The following is a 20,518-nucleotide window of genomic DNA, read 5'->3' as shown; positions in this document are numbered from 1 at the left end:
TCATGGGTCGCTGTTCAGTCGCGTGCCTTCACGCGCGCCCGCACGCTGCTTGCCGGCGTGGTCAATGTCGCCCTGTTGTGCGCGGCGATGTTGGCGGCACCTGCCTTCGCGCAGTCGGTGACTTCGACGGTGAGCCCGGGCAGTTTCACCGCCGCCGGTGACGTCCTAACCTTCACCTTCAACGTTGACACAAATGGCAGCCCCATCAGCGGGGTGAGCTTCAGTGGTGTTCCCGGTCCTTTCCAGGCGGGGTCGAACTGCAGTGCGTTGACGTCCTCAGGCTCATGCACGGCCAGGTACGTGATCACGGCCGACGACGTGATGCTGGGCGGCGTGCAGGTCTCGCTTGGTTTCACGATGGCGCGTTCGTCGTCGGGGTCGTGGAGCGGAGCGGTCTCATCGTCCACGTCCTGGATCGCGCGCGCCGGCATACCGGGCGCCCCAGGCAACGTCACTGCGGTTGCGCGGCCGCGCGCGGCGGTGGTGAGCTTCACGCCGTCCGCGGACAATGGTGGCGGCACGGTTACCTATGCCGTCTCGGCCTTGCCACTGGATGGCGGCGCGGTGGGAGCGGGGCAGGGCAGCGGCAGCCCGATCACCGTGAGCGGCTTGAGCAGCAACAAGCGCTACGAGTTCTACATGAACGCGAGCAACGCCGCAGGGGGAAGTCTGTCGAGCCCCGTGTCCAACACCATAACCGTCCTGCCTGCGCCACCGGTGCTCAGCAGCTTGAGCGTGACCTCAGGTCCTGCGGTGGGCGGTACGCCGGTCGTCCTCACGGGCATGTATTTCTCCGATGCGTCGGAAGTCAGGTTCGGCAGCGTACGCGCCGCCACTTTTACTGCAACCAGCGATAGCCGCATCGCCGTGACGGCGCCCGCCGGCACCGGCACGGTGGACATCACCGTGACCAACGCAGACGGCACCAGCGCGGTTACCTCCAGCAGCAAGTACACCTATGTTCCCGCACCCGCGGTGACATCGATAGCGCCGACTGCCGGTCCGACCGCGGGCGGTACCCCGGTGATCATCACCGGTACCAATCTGACGGCAGCGACGCGCGTGAACTTCGGCGCGGCCGCTGCCACCGCTTTCACGGTCAACAGCGCGACCCAGATAACTGCGACCGCGCCAGCAGGTGCGGCCGGTACGGTGGATGTGACGGTGACCACCGCTGGCGGCACCAGCGCGACCAGCGCTGCGGACCAGTACACCTATGTGGCAGTGCCCACGGTCACGTCGATCTCGCCGAACAGCGGCCCGGGCACGGGCGGCACCGCGGTGACCATCACCGGCACCAATCTGACGGGTACAACGGCGGTGAATTTTGGCGCCGCCGCTGCGACCGGCTTCACGGTCAACAGTGCAACCCAGATCACCGCCACTGCGCCTGCAGGTGCGACCGGTACGGTGGACGTGACGGTGACCAGCGCTGGCGGCACCAGCGCGATCAGCGCTGCCGATCGATACTCCTACGCGCCAGCACCTACAGTCACGTCGATCACTCCGAACGCAGGCCCGGGCACGGGTGGCACCATGGTGACACTCATCGGTACCAATTTCGGTGGTGCGTCGGCGGTGACTTTTGGCGGGACTGCAGCAACGGCCTTTACGGTCCTCAGCGCAACCACCCTCACCGCGACCGCTCCAGCAGGCAGCGGAACGGTGGATGTGCGGGTGACCACGGTCGGCGGCACCAGCGCGACCAGCGCCGCCGATCAGTACACCTATCTGCCAGTGCCCACGGTCACCATGATCACGCCGAGCGCAGGCCCGACCACCGGCGGCACGATGGTGGTCATCACCGGCAGCAATTTCATCGGCACCACTGCGGTGACCTTCGGCTCGACCGCAGCAACCGGCTTCACGGTCAACAGCGCGACCAGCATCACCGCGACGGCTCCGGCAGGGAGCGGAACGGTGGATGTGCGGGTGAGCTCGACGGGCGGCACCAGCGCCACCAGTGCCGCCGGTCAGTACAGTTATGTACCTGCGCCCACGGTAACCTCGATCTCGCCGAGCGCAGGTCCGAGCAGTGGCGGCACGACGGTGATCATCAGCGGCACCAATTTGGGCTCCGCCACGGCAGTCAGCTTCGGTGCGACTGCCGCGACGGGCTATACGATCATCAGCAACACACAGATCACCGCGACCGCTCCTGCGGGCACGGGTACGGTGGACGTGCGGGTAACCACGCCCGGCGGCAACAGCGCAACCAGCGCAGCCGACCAGTACACCTATGTACCCGCGCCCACGGTAACGTCCATCTCGCCGAACAGCGGCCCGGTCACGGGCGGTACCACCGTGACCATCACCGGCACCAACCTGATGGGTACGACGGCGGTGAAGTTTGGCGCCGCCGCTGCAACCGGCTTCACGGTCAACAGTGCGACCCAGATCACCGCGACCGCGCCAGCAGGGGGCGCCGGTACGGTGGACGTGCAGGTGACCAGCCTGGGCGGTAGCAGCGCCACCAGTGGCGCAGATCAGTTCACGTATCTGCTGGCACCGACGGTCAGCGCCATCACCCGGATTGGCAGTGATCCCAGCAACGCCAGCACGTTGCAGTTCGAGGTGAGCTTCTCCGAAGCGGTGACCGGGGTGGATGTGTCGGACTTCGCGTTGACCAGCACGGACTCGGCCAGTGGAACGCCCAGCACCGTTGTGGGTGCCGGTATCCACTATACGGTGACCATCACCGGTGTGGCTGGCGCAGGCACGTTGCGTCTGGATCTCAACAGCAGTGGCACCGGTATTACCAACGGGGCGGGCATCGCCATCGCCGGGGGTTACACCAATGGTCAAACCTACACGGTGGATACCATCAATCCCGTTGTCCTGGGCGTGGCCGTGCCTGCTGCGGGGCATTACCTTGCAGGCAGCGCACTGGACTTCACCGTCAGCTTCAGCAAGCCGGTCGTCGTCACCGGTGCGCCGCGCTTGCCGCTGGTCATCGGCAGCAGCACGGTTTACGCCAGCTACCGCGCCGGCTCCGGCAGCAGCGCATTGTCCTTCAGCTACCCCGTGGCCGTTGGTGATGGTGATACCGACGGCATCGCGGTTGCCAATGCACTGGAGATCAATGGCGGCGCGCTGACGGACACAACAGGCAATGATGCGCTGCTGATGCTCAACGCCGTTGGGTCTACCAGCGCCGTGTTGGTGGGGCAGAACCCGCAGACGCTCGATTTTTCAGCGCAGCCGGGCCAGAGTTTCGTCGCCAATGGCACGTTCGCATTGAAGCCGGCCACTGCCAGCAGCGGTTTGGCGGTCAGTTACAGCGTTGCCCCGCAAGCTGCAACGGTGTGCGCGATCAACGGCACGACGGTGACGATGCTCACCGCAGGCAATTGCGTGATTGCTGCCGACCAGGCCGGCGATGCTTATTGGCTGGCTGCGCCGCAGCAGACCCGGTCCATCGCCATCGGACAGTTGTCGCAGGTGATCACCGGTTTTGTCGCCAACCCGGCCTCACCGGTGTTCAGCCCGGCAGGTGTGTTCAGCGTGGCGGCGGTGGGCGGCGCATCCGGCGAAGCGCTGGTGTTTGCTTCCACCTCGCCAACGGTATGCACGGTCACTGGGTCCAGCGTGACGATGTTGACCGCAGGCAATTGCGCGTTGACGGCGGACCAGGCCGGTAACATCAACTATTCGGCAGCTGCCCAGGTGCAACTGAGTGTCGCAATCAATGCGGCCACCCAGGCGATTACGGCCTTTGCCGCCAATCCGTCGGCCCCTGTGTTCGCGCCCAATGGCACGTTCTCGGTATCGGCGGTGGGCAGTGTTTCGGGCGAGCCGGTGGTGTTCGCTTCCACCACGCCGTCGCTGTGTACGGTCAGCGGTTCGACGGTAACGATGCGGATGGCGGGTAACTGCATGTTGACTGCCAACCAGGCCGGCAACGACCGTTACGCACCGGCAGCGCAGCAGACACTGAGCGTGGTGATCAGCCAGGCGACGCAGGTGATCAGCGGTTTCACCGCCAACCCGGTGGCACCGGTCTTTGTAGCCAATGGCAGCTTCAGCGTTGCGGCAACGGGCGGTGACTCCGGTGAGCCGCTGCTGTTCGCTTCCAGCTCCCCGTTGGTATGCACGGTCAATGGTTCGACGGTGACGATGCTGGCGGCAGGCGAGTGCATGCTCAGCGCCGATCAGGCGGGCAATGCCAGCTACTCGGCGGCCGCGCAGCAGAGCCTGCGTGTGGTGATTGGTGCGGCAGCGCAGGTGATCAGCCGGTTCGTCGCCAACCCGGCGGCGCCGGTGTTCACGCCGAACGGGAATTTCAGTGTCTCGGCGACGGGTGGCGATTCGGGTGCGCCGGTCGTCTTCAATGCGACATCGCCCAATGTGTGCACGGTGGCCGGCAGCAACGTGACAATGCTGTCGGCGGGTGTCTGCGCATTGACCGCCAACCAGGCCGGCAATGCCAATTACAGCGCTGCCACGCAGGTCACGCTGGACGTGCAGATCGGCAAGGCAACCCCGGCACTGGCATGGGTGGCCAACATGCGCCGCCTGCGCAGCGAAGGCAGCTTCGACCTGCCGGACCCGAGCAGCAATGCACCCGGCGAGTTCACCTTCGTCAGCAGCAACACCCAGGTTGCGACCATCAGCGGCCGCAGCGTGAGCGTCGTCGGTGCGGGCGTCACCACGTTGACCGCCACGCTGGCGGAATCGGGCAACTTCGTCGCTGCCACCGTCAGCCTTGAGTTGACCGTGGATGACCGCCCTGATCCGTCCCGCGACGCTTCCGTGGCGGCTGGCGTGCAGGCGCAGCTCGATGCCAGCCTGCGTTTCGTGCAGGCCCAGCAGGACAATATTCGGGGACGAATGGGCCAGCTGCGGCAGGGACGCAATGCATCCTCCAACGGGATGTCGCTGAACATGCAGGGCGGAATCAATCAGCCCGGGCTGTCGCTGCGTGCCGACCAGGTGGGGGCCACCGTCCCCAGGTTGCCGGCGGGGTGGGGTGCATGGAGTGCGGGTGCGATCATCCAGGGTGAGCGTGACGCACGGGGTGTCAGCGAGGGCTTCAAGTTCCGCAGCGATGGTGTGAGTTTCGGTGTTGATCGCGTGGTGGGCGAAACCCTGGTGCTGGGTGCAGCCGGTGGCATGGGCTGGAACGACACCGATTTCGATACCGGTGGTTCGTCGCTGGAAGCCAAGCAGCAGTCATTCGCGTTGTACGGAGTGTGGCATTCGCACAGCTGGTTCGTCGACAGCCTGTTGGGCTGGGGACAGCTGGACTTCGACAGCAAGCGCCACAGCAGCGTCGCCAATGCAACGGCTACCGGGTCGCGCGACGGTGACCAGCGTTTCGCGTCGCTCACCCTGGGTTACGACCACACCGGTGAGGTCGGCACCTTGACCGGCTATGGCCGGCTGGACGCCAGCAAGACCACCCTGGACGCCTACCGCGAGCAGGGATTGGGCATCTACGACCTGCAATACGCACAGCAGAACGTGGACAGCAGCGCTGCCGCAGTGGGTGTGGAGGGGCGCTACAACTTCCGCACCGCCAAGGCGATGCTGCGCCCGTCCTGGTTGCTGGAGTGGCGGCAGGCGCTGCGCAGCAATGGCGATGCCGAGATGAACTACGTGGTGGCACCGCGCGACAGCAACTACGTACTTGGGCTGCGCAGCTACAACGATGATCTGTTGGCAGTGGGCGCCGGCTTGGACGTGGACTTCAGCAATGGTTGGAGCATGTCCTTCCTGTTCCGTCGCGAACAGGCGCGTGATGCATTTGCCAACAGCTTCGGCCTGCGCATCGGTTATGGACGGGCTTTGGCGCCGATCAACGCCGAGCAGGCCTGGTTCCAGAACAGCGGCCTGACCCGGCCGGTGGTTGAGCCAGGCCGAGCGCCGGCCAAACCCGACGGGCGCTGAAGCCAAGGCGGCGGGGCCGCGCGTTTGCGACGGCCAAGGCGGGGAGGGCGCACGATGCCCTCCCGGGCTTTCCCTCCTGCGGGCTGCCCGGCTCGGCTGCGGAGTGGCTGGATGGAGAGCATCCGGCAGGCCGTCAGCGCCGGTCTGCCGGCCGCAGGCTGAATCCCGTTGCGCCTTGTCATATGCGTGAGGCACTGGGTTTGCTACGTTAAGGGTTCTGCTGCGGTGCCGCTGTTTGTGTCGCCTATTCAGGTTTAACCTGGGGTTTGGCGACAAAAACAGAACGCTGGAACTTTTTCTGTACTGAGCAGTCCAATAGTTCGACTGCTAAGATGAGGTCCTATGAACCTGAACACCTCTACTGCCCTTGTGGCAAACAATCTCCCGATTCCCAGTGCGCTCGGTTCGCTGGACGCCTACATCGGTGCCGTGCACCAGATCCCGGTGCTGTCGGTCGATGAGGAGCAGGAACTGTCGCGTCGTTTCCGTGACGAGCAGGATCTGCACGCCGCACGTGAGCTGGTGCATTCGCACCTTCGCTTCGTGGTGCACGTGGCCCGCGGTTACAACGGCTACGGCCTGCAGCTGGGCGACCTGATCCAGGAAGGCAACATCGGCCTGATGAAGGCGGTGAAGCGTTTCGACCCCGATATGGGCGTGCGCTTGGTGTCCTTCGCCGTGCATTGGATCCGTGCCGAGATGCACGAGTTCATCCTCAAGAACTGGCGCATCGTCAAGGTCGCCACGACCAAGGCGCAGCGCAAGCTGTTCTTCAACCTGCGCAAGTCCAAGACCCGCCTGGGCTGGATGAACGCCGCCGAGGTCAGCGCGGTTGCAAAGGATCTGAACGTCTCCGAGCGTGAAGTGATGGAGATGGAATCGCGTCTGTCCGGCCGTGACATCGGTTTCGATGCGCCGTCCGATGACGACGACGATCATGCGCCGCCGTCGCCGGCTGCGTACCTGGTCGCACGCGATGAAGATCCGTCGCAGGCCTATGAGCGTGAGGACAGCGAAGACAACCAGCTGAGCCTGCTGCGCGAAGGCCTGGCCAAGCTCGACCAGCGTTCGCGCGACATCATCGCCCGCCGTTGGCTGGACGCCGACAGCAAGGTGACGCTGCAGGAACTGGCAGATGAGTACGGCGTATCGGCCGAGCGCATCCGCCAGATCGAAGCCAACGCGCTGAAGAAGATGAAGGCATTGTTCGCCGCCTGAGCAAGGCCGCAACGATGAAATTCAAAGGCCCGGGGAAACCCGGGCCTTTGCTTTTGTAGTGCAGATCCATGCTCGGCAGATGCCTTATGCAAGGCGCATCGTTGCCGGTAAAGCTCCTGCCGAGCATGGCTCGGCACTACAGGGAACGAAACATCCCGTAGCCCGGGTAAGCGCAGCGCACCCGGGAGTTCTTCGCGGCAAGCCCCGGGTGCGCTGCGCTTACCCGGGCTACAGCTGAAGGTCATTCCGAAGGGCCGGTAATCGGTAGTACCGAGCCATGCTCGGCAAGGGTTTTATGCAGGGCTCACCGTTGCCGGTAACGCCCCTGCCGAGCATGGCTCGGCACTACAAGAGCGGTTTTGCCGGTAAGGCCCCTGCCGGACATGGCTCGGCACTACGGGTGATCGCGCGTGGCTTTCCCGTGTAAATTCGGCTTTCCTCTTTCCGCCGGACCTGACGATGAAAGGAAACTGCCTGTGTGGTGCTGTCGAAGTGATCGCCAATGACAGTTCCGAGATTGGCCTGTGTCACTGCAGCATGTGCCGCCGCTGGTCGGGCGGTCCGTTGTTCGCGGTGCATTGCGATGACCAAGTGCAGGTGCTCGGCGACACCGTCAAAACCTACCGTTCCTCGGACTGGGCCGAGCGCGGCTTCTGCGGGCAATGCGGTACGCACCTGTATTACCGGCTTGTACCGGATGGCGAATACTTCGTGCCGGCCGGCGTGTTCCAGGATCACAGCTTCGCGCTTGCCAGCCAGATCTTCATCGACGAAAAACCGCCGTATTACGACCTGGCCAACCAGACGCCCATGCTCACCGGGCGCGAGGTATTCGAGCAGTTCGCCAGCGGCAACAGCTGAGCGTTGGCGGGTGAGGCGGATCAGCCGGCGGGCTCCTTGTCGTGATCCTCGTCGGCATCGCCGAGGATGATGCGCGCGCTGCGCTGGTAGCTCCAGTACGCCACTGCCCAGTTCAGCAGCACCACCAGCCGGTTGCGGAAGCCGATCAGGAAGAACACATGGGCGGCCAGCCAGAACCACCACGCCAGCACACCGGAGAGCTGCAGCTTGCCGACGTGGACGATGGCCGCCATGCGCCCGATGGTGGCCAGGTTGCCCTGGTCGTTGTAGCGGAACGCGGCAGGTGCCGGCTTGCCGGCAAGGCGGGCGCTGATCACCTGCGCCACGTACTTGCCCATCTGCTTGGCCGCCGGCGCCACCCCGGGCACCGGCCGGCCATTGGCCTGGGTCAGCGCGACCAGGTCGCCGCCGACGAAGATCTCCGGGTGGCCGGAAATGGTGAGGTCCGGCTCGACCAGCACGCGGCCGGCGCGGTCCAGCGGCACGTCCAGCGTCCGTGCCAGCGGTGAGGCGGCCACACCGGCGGCCCACACCACCGTGCGTGCCGGCACATGGGTGTCGCCGAGCTGGAAGCCCTGTCCGTTGATATGGTTGACGGGGGTGCCGGTGAGCACTTCCACGCCCAGTTTTTCCAGCTGGCGGCGTGCCTTCAAGGACAGCACCTCCGGAAACGAGGACAGCACGCGCGGGCCGGCTTCCACCAGCCGCACCTTGGCATCGGCCGGGTTGATGTGGCGGAATTCGTTCTTCAGCGTGTGGCGGGCGATCTCGGCCAGGGTGCCGGCCAGTTCCACCCCGGTGGGGCCGCCGCCGACGATGGCGAAACTCAACCACGCCGCACGCTTGGCTGGGTCGGGCTCGGCCTCGGCGCGCTCGAACGCCAGCAGCAGCTTGCGGCGCAGCGCGAGGGCATCGTCCAGGGTCTTCAGGCCAGGTGCGTCGTTGGCCCATTCGTCGTGGCCGAAATACGCATGGGTAGCGCCACTGGCCACCAGCAACATGTCGTAGCCGAGCTGGCTGCCGTCGCCGAGCTGCAGCTGCCTGGCATGCTTGTCGATGGCGGTCACCTCGCCCAGGCGGACCTCGATGTTGCGTTGCCCGCCGAGAATGTGGCGCAGCGGCGCGGCAATATCCGGCGCGGACAGCCCGGCCGTGGCAACCTGGTAAAGCAGGGGCTGGAACAGATGGTGGTTGCGGCGGTCGACCAGGGTGATGCGCAGTGGCGCATCGGCCAGCGCACGGCTGGCCCAGAGCCCGGCGAAACCACCGCCGACGACGACAAGATGCGGGTGTTGCGGCATGACGTACTCCGGTGGGGCCGGTGAACCGGCCATGGGGGCGGGTTGTCAGCCGGCATCATCGCATTGATGTGCTTTGAAACAGCGATGACCGATACTGGCATCCAGCGTGTCGCCATGGAGTCGTCCCGTGTCTGAACCCGAGAAACGCATCGCGCTGTTGATCGATGCCGATAACGCACCGTCGTCGAAGATCGACGACATCCTGGTGGAAGTGGCCGCGTTCGGCGTGGCCAACGTACGCCGCGCCTACGGTGATTGGAAGAACCCACGCCTGAAGGGCTGGGAAAGCGTGCTGCACGAGTTCGCGATCCGGCCGATCCAGCAGTTCGCCTATTCCAAGGGCAAGAATGCCTCGGACATGGCGATGGTGGTGGATGCGATGGACCTGCTGTACGCGCGCAACCTGGATGGTTTTGCCATTGTCTCCAGCGATGCCGACTTCACTCCGCTGGTGATGCGCATCCTCACCGATGGCCTGAAGGTATATGGTTTCGGCGAGCAGAAGACGCCATTGGCTTTCGTCAACGCCTGCTCGAAGTTCATCTATCTTGAAGCGCTGGGCAATGCACCGGCGGAAGTGGCCGAGCCTGCCGCCAGCACCGCGCCGGCAAGCAGTGAACCAACGAGTAGCGAAGCGACAAGCAGTGAACCGGCAAGTAGCGAGCCGACAGGCAGTGAATCGGCGGAGTCACCTGCAGCTCCGATCACCCCGCGCAGTGCCAACGAGCTGCGCGGCGACACGCGCCTGCTCAACCTGCTGCGTGGCGCGGTGGATGCGGTGGCCGACGAGCAGGGTTGGGCGCTGCTGAGCGCGGTGGGCAACCAGATTGCCAACCGTGCCTCGTTCGATTCGCGCAACTATGGTTATCGCAAGCTGAGCGACCTGATTGCTGCGACCGGCCTGTTCGAGGTCAAGCGCGCCGGCAAGGCATCGGCGGTACGCACGCTGCCGCGCAAGGGCGCACGTGATGAAACCTGATGGAAGGAGTGACTGAATGTTGAAGATCTGGGGCCGGCGCAATTCCAGCAATGTGCGCAAGGTGCTGTGGTGTGCCGAGGAAATCGGTTTGCCGTATGAATCCATCGAAGTCGGCGGCGCGTTTGGCGGCACGCAGACCGCCGAATACCGGGCGATGAATCCCAATGGCCTGGTGCCGGTGATCGAGGATCAGGGCCTGCCGGTCTGGGAATCGAACGCCATCGTCCGTTACCTGAGCGCGCGCTATGCCTTGGACGTGCTGTACCCGGCCGACCCGGTTGAGCGTGCACGCAGCGAGCAGTGGATGGATTGGACCACGTCGAGTTTTGCGGTGGCGTTCCGTGATCTGTTCTGGGGCGTGCTGCGCACTGCTCCAGCGGATCGCGATGAGGCGCGCATCGCAGCGGCCCTGCTGCGCTGTGGTGAGCTGCTGACGCTCGCTGACGCGGCGCTGGCCGAGCAACCGTGGCTGTCTGGCGAACGTTTCGCGATGGGCGATATTCCGTTGGGGTCGTTTATTTACGCCTGGTTTGAAATGCCGATCCAACGCCCGGAGCTGCCGCATCTGGCGGCGTGGTATGCACGGCTGCAGCAGCGGCCTGCGTATCGGAAGGGAGTCATGACGGCGTTGACGTGAGTTGATACGAAGATTTTTGAATGCGGGAATGCGGGAATGCGGGAATGCGGGAATGCGGGAATGCGGAAATGCGGAAATGCGGAAATGCGGAAATGCGGGAATGCGGGAATACGGGAATGCGGGAATGCAGGAATGCAGGAATGCGGGAGCACAGGAATGCGAGCCCCTCTCCCGCTTGCGGGAGAGGGGTTGGGGTGAGGGGAGCTTTTGACTTTGCCTTGTGCTTTCTTTGCCCGGAAATGCCGTAGAAGCACAAACAACAGCACAAGCAACTGCAACAGCGCCCCCATCCGCCCTTCGGGCACCTTCCCCCGCAAGCGGGAGAAGGGACAGCGGCTTCCGTCGGTCTTTGCGGTAGCTGCAAAGGCCACAGCAACAGCACAAGCCACAGCACAGGCAACAGCCACAACACAAGCAACAGCACAAGCAACAGCACAAGCAACAGCGCCCCCATCCACCCTCCGGGCACCTTCCCCCGCAAGCGGGAGAAGGGACAGCGGCTTCCGTTGGTTCTTGCGGTTGCTGCAAAGAAAAAGCCGCGCTGTTGCCAGCGCGGCTTTTCACTACCTCCGTGCACTGGGCACGGTTACAACCGTCTTAGAACTTCCAGTTCACGCCGAAATAGACCACACGACCCGCGTAACCGTTGGAGTAGAAACGGGCCTTGGTGTCGTTGCCCAGATGGGTGCGCGTCTCTTCCTTGGTCAGGTTCAACACCGAGGCACTCAGGCTCAACGCCGGGGTGATGTTGTAGGCCGCGTTCAGATCGATCTGCTGGTAGGGCTCCTGGTAGAGGTTCAGGCCGCTGACCAGGCCCTGCACCACTTCGCCACGACGGTTCCACGAGGCACGCAGCAGCAGCTTTTCAACTTCATAGAACACGGTGAAGTTGGCCTGGTTCTCGGCGCTGCCAACCAGCGGTGACTTGCCGATCTCGGTGCCGTCTTCCAGGGTGATCGCCGCTTCGTTGGTGTCGTTCCAGGTGTAGTTCGCCTGGAAGCCCAGGCCGAAATCCAGCGTGTGCTGGGCGTAGAACTCCAGGCCCTGCGACACCGCATCACGACCACCGGCCGTGGTGGAGTAGTTCTGCACCACCACGCTCTGACCGCCAACGTTCTGGGTGACGTCCTGCACCACCGGTACCAAGAAGTTGCTGACGTCCTTGCGGAACAGGCCCAAGCCCAACACCGAGCCGGGTTGGAAGTACCACTCCACGCCGATGTCGTACTGGGTGGCCTTGTAGGCTTTCAGATTCTTGTTGCTGCCCGAGCCGTACCAGCCCTGTTCGCTGGCGCCACCGGTGAGGCGGCGGTCGTTGACGTATTCGGGGCTGAAGTATTCCAGGCTGCCCGGTGCGGCGATGTTGTTGTAGCTCGGGCGTGCGATCACCTTGGACGCCGCCGCACGCAGCAGCAGGTTATCGGTCAGGTCATAGGCCAGGTTGAAGCTGGGCAGCACGTCGGTGTAGCTGCGGTCCAGGCCACTGACTGCGAACGACTCGACGCGCTGCTCGTCATCCGAGAGCCGCCAGTAGCCTTCGGTGCCGCAATAGGTATCGGCGGGTGCGCCACCGGGTACTGTCGCGCCGGCCTGGCAGGCCAGCGGGTTGCCGTTGGCGTCGTCGTAGAAGTAGTCGTTGTACGAGGTGACCTTGTCGGTGGAATCAGCGTGTTGGCGGGTGCTGACCACGCGCACGCCGACGTTGCCGCGCAGGCGCTCGGTACGGAAGTTGGCCTGCAGGTAGGTGGCGTAGATTTTTTCGTCCACGTTGTAGACGAAGTTGTCCTCGTTGCGGGTCTGCATCGGCCCGTAGGTCTTGTTCAGATGGGCGATATAGGCCGGGTAGTTGATGGCCGGGAACGCGCTTGCATTGATGCCGCCGGCCAGGTTGCCCATGCCGTAGATGAAGTCCGGCGAGAACTGCTGGGCGATGTCGTTGCAGCGGCCGTTCCAATAGCGGTTGGCGTAGTCGCTGGGGTCGGTGCCCGGGCAGGCCCAGTAGCTGTTGCCGGTGCTGCGGTGGATTCCGCCGTCACGGTACTTGACGCCGAACTGCAGCGATTCCAGAAAGCCGGAGTCGTTGTGCCAGGTGGTGTCGATCTGGGCGAACTTCTGCTGATTGGTATTACGGGTCCACGACGAGCCGGTGGAGCCGAGGTCAACCTGCAGGATGCCGTTCTTCAGGTTCTGCATCAGTTCCGGCGAGAACGCCATCGACGGCGTACCGGTCAGGTTCCAGGAGCTGGTCAGGTTGCCCAGGTTCCAGCTGCCGTCCGTATTCTGGCTGCGCGGCTTGAGCGGCACCGAGAACTGCAGCGACGGGCCGCCCTCGGCCCAGGTGCGCCCGCCCTTGAAGGCGATGTCGACCGACTCGCCGATCCATTCGGCGGAGAAATCGACGGTCTGCGACAGTGCCTCTTCGAGGTTGTAGCTGCCGGTGATCTGTGGGGTCGGCACGGTGCAGTCGTCCGAGCCCCAGCCGCCGGGCAGCCGGCCCGCCTCGATCTCTTCCTTCGTCGGCTCCTTGCAGTAGTACGTTTTCCCGGGGTGCTTGCTGTAATCGGCGCCGGTGACGATGGTGCCACTCGGGTCCATGGTCAGCCCGTCGAGCAGGCGCCCGCCGGCCCAGTTGCCGTCGCCCCAATAGCGGGCGATGTTCCATTCCGGCACCTTGATGGTGTGGGTCTGGGAGTTCTGCGACAGGTCGAAGCGGAAGTAATTCGCGGTCAGGGTGAGGTTGTCCAGCGGCTTGAACTGCAGGGTTATCTGGCCGCCCTTGCGCTCGCGTTCCTCATCCGTGACATCGAGGTTCACCGAGGTCGGCATCATGAAGCCGGTGTAGTACTTGCCGTTCTGGTCGTAGAAGCCGGTACCGCCCCACCAGTTGGAATTGAAGTCGGAGGGGTTGCCGTGGACGTCAACCGCGGTGCCGCCTTCGTCGCGGCCATACCAGGACCAGCCTTCAGTGCTGGCGCCCATGGTGCGGGTGGTGCGCTTCTGGTCGGTGTAACCGACGAACACGCCGAAGCGTTCGTCCTTGTCGTGCCACGAGTACGAGGCGGAAAGCTGGCCGTCGGTCTTCTTGGTGGTGTCGGCCCAGGTGCCTTCAACGGAGACGAAGCCGGTGTTGGCTTCCATGTCCAGCGGGCGGCGCGTGTGCAGGATCACCGTGCCGCCGATGCCGCCTTCGTCGATGCGCGCTTCCGGCGATTTGAACAGCTCGGCGCTGCCCAGCATGTTCGACGGCAGCAGCGTGTAGTTGAACGAGCGGGTGGGGTCGCCGTTGGATTCGGCGGTGGCCACGTAATTGCCGTTCAATTCGGTAAGGGTCAGCTCCGAGGACAGGCCGCGCACGCTGACGTTCTTACCTTCGCCACCGTCGCGGGTGATGATCACGCCGGGCACGCGCTGCAGCGCGTCGGCCACGTTCTTGTCGGGGAACTTGCCCACGTCTTCGGCGGTGATCACCTCGACCACGGCATTGGCGTCGCGCTTCTGCTCAAGGCTTTTTTCGATGGCGTAGCGGTAGCCGGTGACGTTGACGCTGTCGAGCGTGGTGGCATCGGCGCTGCTGGTGGTAGTTGCCTGCTGCGCGAACGCGGCGCCGGGGACGGCAGCCACGGCCAACAAGGCCACGGCAATGGCGGCGGACAATGTGTCGCGGCCCTGCTTGGGTTTGATCTGTTTCATTCCACTCTCTCCCTCTCCTGGATTGAATTGTTTGCTGGAACGTTGACTTGTATCGATCTAAAAAACCTGTGAAACCGGGGCCTTGTGGTGCGTCCGCTCAAGACCTGCTTGGCGTATGCCTGGGCTTCCGCTGCCGGCGATCGTGGGGGTGTCGATTTGGATCGATCTAAACGATTGGCGCGCATTTTTTAGCACAGCCACGGGGCGGACGCATGTTGCTACGCAATATGGCGGGGCGGGGCGGGGCGGGGCGGTGGGGTTGGCGGGGCAGAGGTGCAACGGGTAGTGCCGAGCCATGCTCGGCAGGGGCCTTACCGAGAGAGCCTCTGCCGAGCATGGCTCGGCACTACCGCTTTGCTCCCTCCCTTTCGCGTAGCGAAGGGGGTGAAGAAGGCCTGCTTGCGCGCCACTGGCGCGCGGCCTGATGAACGACCGAAGGCTGTGCCTTCGGGCCGGACGGGTTGGGGAGGGGTAGGCTTTTGCCTGGGTAGAGCCGAGCCACGCTCGGCGGGGCCTAACCGGGAAAGCCTCTGCCGAGCATGGCTCGGCGCTACAGGGTGATGCTGCTGCCGAGCATGGGACGGGCCTTGTCGGTCTGCTCGGGGCAGTTGATGTTGCGCCGCAGAATGCGTTCGCGGAAATGACCGTGCTTTACTTGGATCGATCTAAATTTTCAGAGGGGCGTTCCCAGGGGGCAGGGATGGTTGCGCAGATGTGGCTGCGCGGCCGCTGTAAACCACTGGAAATGCTGCCAAAGAAGCTTCAGAAGGCCGCGCGATGTGTGCTTCTGCCTTGCTTGCCGCTGCCATCGCGGCGGCAGCGGCGGATGGCGGGGCCTGAGCAGTTTTGCTGATGCCTGGCATCTCTCCCCCGTCCCTCGCGGGACGGGCTGGGCATCAGCGGCCCGGCTTGTCCGGGCCAACCTTTGCCGTACCAACATCGTTGCCGCAACGACCGACCCAAGGATCCAAGACATGAGCCGATCGCCGTCCACCGCCCATTTCAGCCGCCCTGCGGCAATGGCCGCCTGCCTGCTGGCATTGAGTTTCGCGCCCTTGCTGCAGGCCGCACCGTCGGCCGCGCTGGAGCGCGAGGTCAACACCTTCATCGGCAGCAAGGACGACGGCAACACCTTCCCGGGCGCATCGGCACCGTTCGGCCTGATCCAGGTCAGCCCGATCGGCAGCCACTACTCGGGTTGGCGCTATGACGACGAGAAGATCCGTGGTTTTGGCCATTCCTTCATTTCCGGCGCCGGTTGCTGGGAGCAGGGCGGGCAGGTGTCGGTCTTGCCGGTGACCGGCAGCATTGGCCCGGGCGGTGATTTCGATACCAAGGACCCCAAGCGTTTCGACCACAAGAATTACGCATCGGCCTACAGCCATGACGGTGAAGTCGGGCAGGCCGGCTACTACAAGGTCCGGCTGACCGACTACCGCGGTATCGACGTGGAAACCACCGCGCTCACCCGCGCCGCCGCCGAGCGCTATACCTTCAGCGCCGGTGTCAGCGAAGGCCAGGTGCTGGTCAATGTTGCGCAGGCCAACGAACGCCATTCGGTGATCGGCAGCGTCGTCGATGTGGTCGGTGACCGCGCGGTGGAAGGCAAGTTGGTTACCAAGAGTTTCTGCGGTGGCCACCAGTACACGACGTGGTTCCGCATCGAGTTCGATCGTCCGTTCAAGGCGCATGGCACCTGGGGCGAGGAAGGCGGCCTGCCCGGTGCGCGCCACAGCATGGAAGGCGAGGCCAAGCCCAATGGTGCGTGGTTGAGTTTTGACCTGGCCGATGGCCGCAGCGTCACCGCCACCAGTGCGATCTCGCATGTGGATGCCGAAGGCGCGCGCAACAACCTGCGCAGCGATGGCATGCAGGGCGGCAAGCTGTTGAGCTTCGACCACATGCGCGCGCTGTCGCAGGCGCAATGGCGCGAGCAGCTGGCCAGCGTCAAGCTGGAAGGCGCGAATGCCGACGATCGCAGCGTGCTGTACACCGCGCTGTACCACGCGTTGTTGCAGCCGATGACCGGCAGCGATGCCGATGGCCGCTACCGTGGTTATGACGACGGGATTCATCGCGCCGATGGCTGGACCTACTACGAGTACTTCTCGCTGTGGGATACCTACCGCACGCAGAACCAGTGGCTTGCGCTGACCCGCCCGGACGTTGCCCGCGATATCGGCCGCAGCCTGCTCGCCATCAACGAACAGGGCGGCTGGTTGCCGCGTTGGGGCTATGCAAACTTCGAAACCAATGTGATGACCGGCGACCCGGTAACGCCGTTCATGGTTGATCTGTGGCGCTTCGGTGCGCTGCAGGGCCGCGAGGCGGAAGCCTGGGGCGCACTGCGCCGCAATGCCTTTGAAATGCCGCCGATCAACTCGCGCCATGCAGGGCGTTCCGGCAACGCAAGTTATCTCGCCAACGGTTATGTCGGTTACGACCGTGCCTTCCCGTCCAAGGGCATGGATGTGGATCCGCACCACGGTGGTTCGGCGACGCTGGAATACGCGCTGGCCGATTGTGCGCTGGCGCAGATGGCCGATGGTCTCGGCCATGCTGACGATGCAGCTACCCTGCGTAGTCGCGGTGGCAACTGGCACAAGGTATGGGATGCGGATGTGCGTGATGCCGAGACTGGCTTCACCGGCTTCCCGCGTCCGCGCGACGAGAACGGCAAGTGGTATACGCCGGCCGATGGCCACTACAGCCCGCGTTCGCAGCACGGCTTCCATGAAGGCACCGGCTGGCAGTACCAGTGGCTGGTACAGCAGGACGTGCCGGGCATGCTGCAGGCCATGCATGGTCGCGAACAGGCGGGCAAGCGGCTGGATGCTTTCTTCGCCTACGACGCGCTGCTGCAGGCGCCGCTGACCGCCGCACGCAAGGAGTGGGTGGTCGGCCCGTACAGCTATTACAACCAGTACCGATACAACCCCAACAACGAGCCGGACCTGCATGCGCCGTGGATGTATACGCTGATAGGCCAGCCGTGGAAGACCGCTACCGTGGTCCGCGCCGCGCAGCAGCTGTTCACCAATGCGCCGAACGGCGTCACCGGCAATGACGACCTGGGCACGATGTCGGCCTGGTACCTGTTCAGCGCGCTGGGCCTGTATCCGGCGGTGCCGGGCAGCGGCCAGTTCCTGCTGCATGCACCGCGTTACAGCAAGGCCGAGATCACCCTGGGCAATGGCCGCACCTTGCGCCTGCATGCGCAAGGTGCCGATGGCCGCAGCCTGCAGTACATCCAGGCAGTGCAGGTTGATGGCAAGCCGCAGGCCGCGGTGTGGCTGGACTGGCAGCGCCTGCAGCAGGGCGGCGATGTCCGCTTCACGCTGGGCACGCAGGCACCGGAGCAGGGCTGGGGCACCGCAACGGCCGACTTGCCGGTGTCGTACTGCGCCACCCCGGGCAGCGCCCAGCCGTGAGCAAGGGCAGCGCCAAGGCCACACGCAGGGGAGCGGGCACCGCTGGCGGGGGCTGCGATCCTATAGGCTTGGCGCATCCCGGAACCGTAGCGGAAACGATGAAAGAAACCTCACCTGGCGCCAAGAACGCACGCAAGCCCGGCCAACGCGCGGTCACCGTCACCGACATCGCGCAGGCGGTGGGGGTGTCGCGGGCGACCGTGTCGCTGGTGCTGCGTGGCAGCCCGCTGGTCAATGTCGACACCCGCGCCAAGGTCGAGGCCGAGCTGCGCAAGCAGCGCTATGTCTACAACCGCACTGCCGCCAACCTGCGCCGGCGCACTTCGTCATCGATCGCGCTGGTGATCAACGATCTGTCCAACCCATTCTTCGCCGAGTTTGCCTCGGGCGTGGACGAGGCGCTGGGCGGCAAGGGTTATGTCACCCTGCTCGGCAGCACCGGCGAATCACCGCAGCGGCAGCAGGCGGTGCTGAGTACCTTGATGGAGCACACCCCCACCGGCTTCATCCTGTCGCCGGCCGAAGGCAGCGATGCCGAGGAACTGCGCCATGTGCTGGGCGCGCACGCGAACGTGCTGCTGTTCAACCGCGAGCTGCCCGGTGCCGAGTGGGACTTCCTGACCCTGGACAACCAGCACGGCGCCTACATGGCGACCCGGCACCTGATCGAGCGCGGACACCGTGACATCGCCTTCTTCGGCGGTCACGCCGTCTCCAGTTCGTGCGCGCAGCGCCGCCTGGGTTACCAGCAGGCGCTGACCGAAGCCGGCCTGCCGGTGCATGCCGGCTGGATGATCGAATCGGCCCCGAACCGACTGGAAGCGGCTGCGCGTACCGGCGAATTGTTTGAAAGCGCACAGCGGCCCAGCGCGGCGGTCTGCTACAACGATACGGTTGCGTTGGGCCTGATGTTGGGCCTGACCTCGCGCGGCATCCGACCGGGCGGCGATTTTGCTGTCACCGGTTTCGACGATATCTCCGAGGCCGCCGTCGCGGTGCCGCCGTTGACCACGCTTACCGCCGACCCGCGTGAACGTGGCCGCCAGGCGGCGGCGTTGCTGCTGCAGCGCCTGGACAACCCCGACGCGGCACCGATGCGCACCGTCGCGCCGGTGCAGCTGCGGATCCGCGAAAGCAGTGCAGCAAGGCCGAGTTGAGTTTGTAACCCCCTTTTTTGACTACCGCATCCAGGCAGCCCACATGCACATACCAACATCGCCATCGTCTGCACCAAATGCTGCGGCGCCCGTGGTCAATACGCGCGTGGCGCTGGCGGTGGCCACCACCATCTTCTTCATGTGGGGCTTCCTGACCTGCCTCAACGACATCCTGATCCCGCACCTGAAATCGGTGTTCGAGTTGAACTACACCCGCGCGATGCTGGTGCAGTTCACCTTCTTCGGCGCCTACTTCCTGATGTCACTGCCCGCCGGGCGGCTGGTGGCGCGGCTGGGTTACAAGCAGGGCATTGTCGCCGGGCTGGTCATTGCCGGCATCGGCGCGCTGGGCTTCTGGCCGGCGGCGGAGCTGCGCATCTATGGCGCGTTCCTTGCGGCGTTGTTCGTGTTGGCAACCGGCATCACCGTGCTGCAGGTCGCCGCCAATCCCTATGTGGCGCTGCTCGGCCCGGAACGCACCAGTTCCAGTCGCCTCACCCTGGCGCAGGCGCTGAATTCGCTGGGCACGGCGATTGCGCCGATCTTCGGCGGCATGCTGATCCTGGGCAATACGGTGAAGAGCGCCGATGAGCTGACCGCGCTGCCGCTGGCCGACCAGCTGGCCTACCGCGCGCAGGAAGCGCAGTCGGTGCAGGGCCCGTACCTCGGCCTGGCGGTGGCGCTGTTCCTGCTGGCCCTGTTCGTATTCCTGTTCCGCCTGCCGACGCTGAGCGAGAACAGCGAGCAGGCCGACACTGCGCGGCACAGCTACGGCGATGCGCTGCGTCACAAGCACCTGTTGTTCGGCGTGCTGGGCATCTTCTTCTATGTGGGTGCCGAGGTGTCGATCGGCAGCTTCCTGGTCAATTACCTGTCGCTGCCCAATATCGGCGGTTTCAGTGAGCAGCAGGCAACGCATTACGTGTCGTTGTACTGGACCATGGCGATGATCGGCCGCTTTGCCGGCTCGGCGCTGCTGGTGCGCTTCTCGCCGCGCAAGCTGCTGGCGCTGTTCGCCTTGATCAACGTTGGCCTGCTGGCATTGACCATGGCCAGTGAAGGCACGCTGGCGTTGTATTCGGTGGTGGCGATTGGCCTGTTCAACTCGATCATGTTCCCGACCATCTTCGCGCTGGGCATCGAACGCCTGGGGCCGTTGACCAACAAGGCCTCCAGCCTGCTGATCATGGCCATTGTCGGCGGCGCGGTGGTGCCGTTCCTGCAGGGCATGCTGGCCGATCGCATCGGCCTGCACCACTCCTTCGTACTGCCGTTGCTGTGCTACGGCTACATCATTTTCTACGGGCTGGTGGGTTCACGCGCCAGCACCGGTGTCAGCCAAAAGGACTGAGGCC

11 protein-coding genes and 1 pseudogene are annotated in these 20,518 nt (G+C 64.6%); 9 read left to right on the top strand and 3 right to left on the bottom strand.

The annotated features are described in order from the left end of the window. Positions 1–14 precede the first annotated feature (14 nt). Positions 15–308 (bottom strand): hypothetical protein, encoded by a 294-nt coding sequence (locus tag BCV67_RS20000; RefSeq protein WP_156455789.1) that lies wholly within the window; start codon positions 306–308, stop codon positions 15–17. On the opposite strand from BCV67_RS20000, the gene BCV67_RS07665 reads away from it, so the two are divergent. From BCV67_RS07665 to BCV67_RS07655, 3 genes are all read left to right on the top strand, one after another. Next, positions 301–5,889 (top strand): IPT/TIG domain-containing protein, encoded by a 5,589-nt coding sequence (locus BCV67_RS07665; protein WP_156455788.1) that lies wholly within the window; start codon positions 301–303, stop codon positions 5,887–5,889. The genes BCV67_RS20000 and BCV67_RS07665 overlap by 8 nt on opposite strands. A 342-nt stretch (positions 5,890–6,231) precedes the next feature. Continuing rightward, entirely contained in the window at positions 6,232–7,107 is an 876-nt protein-coding gene (rpoH, locus tag BCV67_RS07660) for an RNA polymerase sigma factor RpoH (protein WP_057628050.1), read from the top strand. Positions 7,108–7,566: 459 nt separating this feature from the next. Next, positions 7,567–7,968: a GFA family protein gene (locus BCV67_RS07655; RefSeq protein ID WP_062167308.1), complete on the top strand. Its 402-nt coding sequence runs from the start codon at positions 7,567–7,569 to the stop codon at positions 7,966–7,968. A gap of 20 nt (positions 7,969–7,988) precedes the next feature. On the opposite strand, the gene BCV67_RS07650 is transcribed toward BCV67_RS07655, so the two are convergent. Next, the gene (locus tag BCV67_RS07650; RefSeq protein ID WP_062171521.1) at positions 7,989–9,269 is read right to left on the bottom strand and encodes an NAD(P)/FAD-dependent oxidoreductase; all 1,281 of its coding nucleotides are present in this window, start codon (positions 9,267–9,269) and stop codon (positions 7,989–7,991) included. 127 nt (positions 9,270–9,396) lie between these two features. Here BCV67_RS07650 and BCV67_RS20670 point away from each other — a divergent pair. The 3 genes and pseudogenes from BCV67_RS20670 to BCV67_RS07640 form a co-directional block, all read left to right on the top strand. Then, a pseudogene (locus tag BCV67_RS20670) lies at positions 9,397–9,870 on the top strand (NYN domain-containing protein); the annotation flags it as partial. Then, positions 9,847–10,248, top strand: a complete 402-nt coding sequence (locus BCV67_RS20665; protein ID WP_428999512.1) for an OST-HTH/LOTUS domain-containing protein — start codon at positions 9,847–9,849, stop codon at positions 10,246–10,248. The pseudogene BCV67_RS20670 and the gene BCV67_RS20665, both read left to right, overlap by 24 nt. A gap of 16 nt (positions 10,249–10,264) precedes the next feature. Next, the gene (locus tag BCV67_RS07640; protein WP_062167304.1) at positions 10,265–10,885 is read left to right on the top strand and encodes a glutathione S-transferase family protein; all 621 of its coding nucleotides are present in this window, start codon (positions 10,265–10,267) and stop codon (positions 10,883–10,885) included. A 597-nt stretch (positions 10,886–11,482) separates the two neighbouring features. Here the strand turns inward: BCV67_RS07640 and BCV67_RS07635 are convergent. Further along, a complete protein-coding gene (locus tag BCV67_RS07635; RefSeq protein ID WP_062167302.1) occupies positions 11,483–14,575 on the bottom strand; it encodes a TonB-dependent receptor in 3,093 nt (1,030 codons plus the stop codon). Between the two features lie 974 nt (positions 14,576–15,549). Between BCV67_RS07635 and BCV67_RS07630 the strand changes: the two genes are divergently transcribed. The 3 genes from BCV67_RS07630 to fucP all read left to right on the top strand — a co-directional run bounded on the left by BCV67_RS07630 (position 15,550) and on the right by fucP (position 20,514). Continuing rightward, positions 15,550–18,006, top strand: a complete 2,457-nt coding sequence (locus tag BCV67_RS07630; RefSeq protein ID WP_062167300.1) for a GH92 family glycosyl hydrolase — start codon at positions 15,550–15,552, stop codon at positions 18,004–18,006. Positions 18,007–18,104: 98 nt separating this feature from the next. Beyond that, entirely contained in the window at positions 18,105–19,163 is a 1,059-nt protein-coding gene (locus BCV67_RS07625) for a LacI family DNA-binding transcriptional regulator (RefSeq protein WP_062167298.1), read from the top strand. A 43-nt stretch (positions 19,164–19,206) separates the two neighbouring features. Beyond that, positions 19,207–20,514: an L-fucose:H+ symporter permease gene (gene fucP, locus BCV67_RS07620; RefSeq protein WP_062167296.1), complete on the top strand. Its 1,308-nt coding sequence runs from the start codon at positions 19,207–19,209 to the stop codon at positions 20,512–20,514. The last annotated feature ends 4 nt before the right edge of the window (positions 20,515–20,518 follow it).

The sequence above is a fragment of the Stenotrophomonas nitritireducens genome, assembly GCF_001700965.1.
GTDB classification, from domain to species: Bacteria; Pseudomonadota; Gammaproteobacteria; order Xanthomonadales; family Xanthomonadaceae; genus Stenotrophomonas; species Stenotrophomonas nitritireducens_A.
The sequence above is the reverse complement of the archived record's forward strand: the minus strand, read 5'-3'. Positions and strand labels throughout refer to the sequence as shown.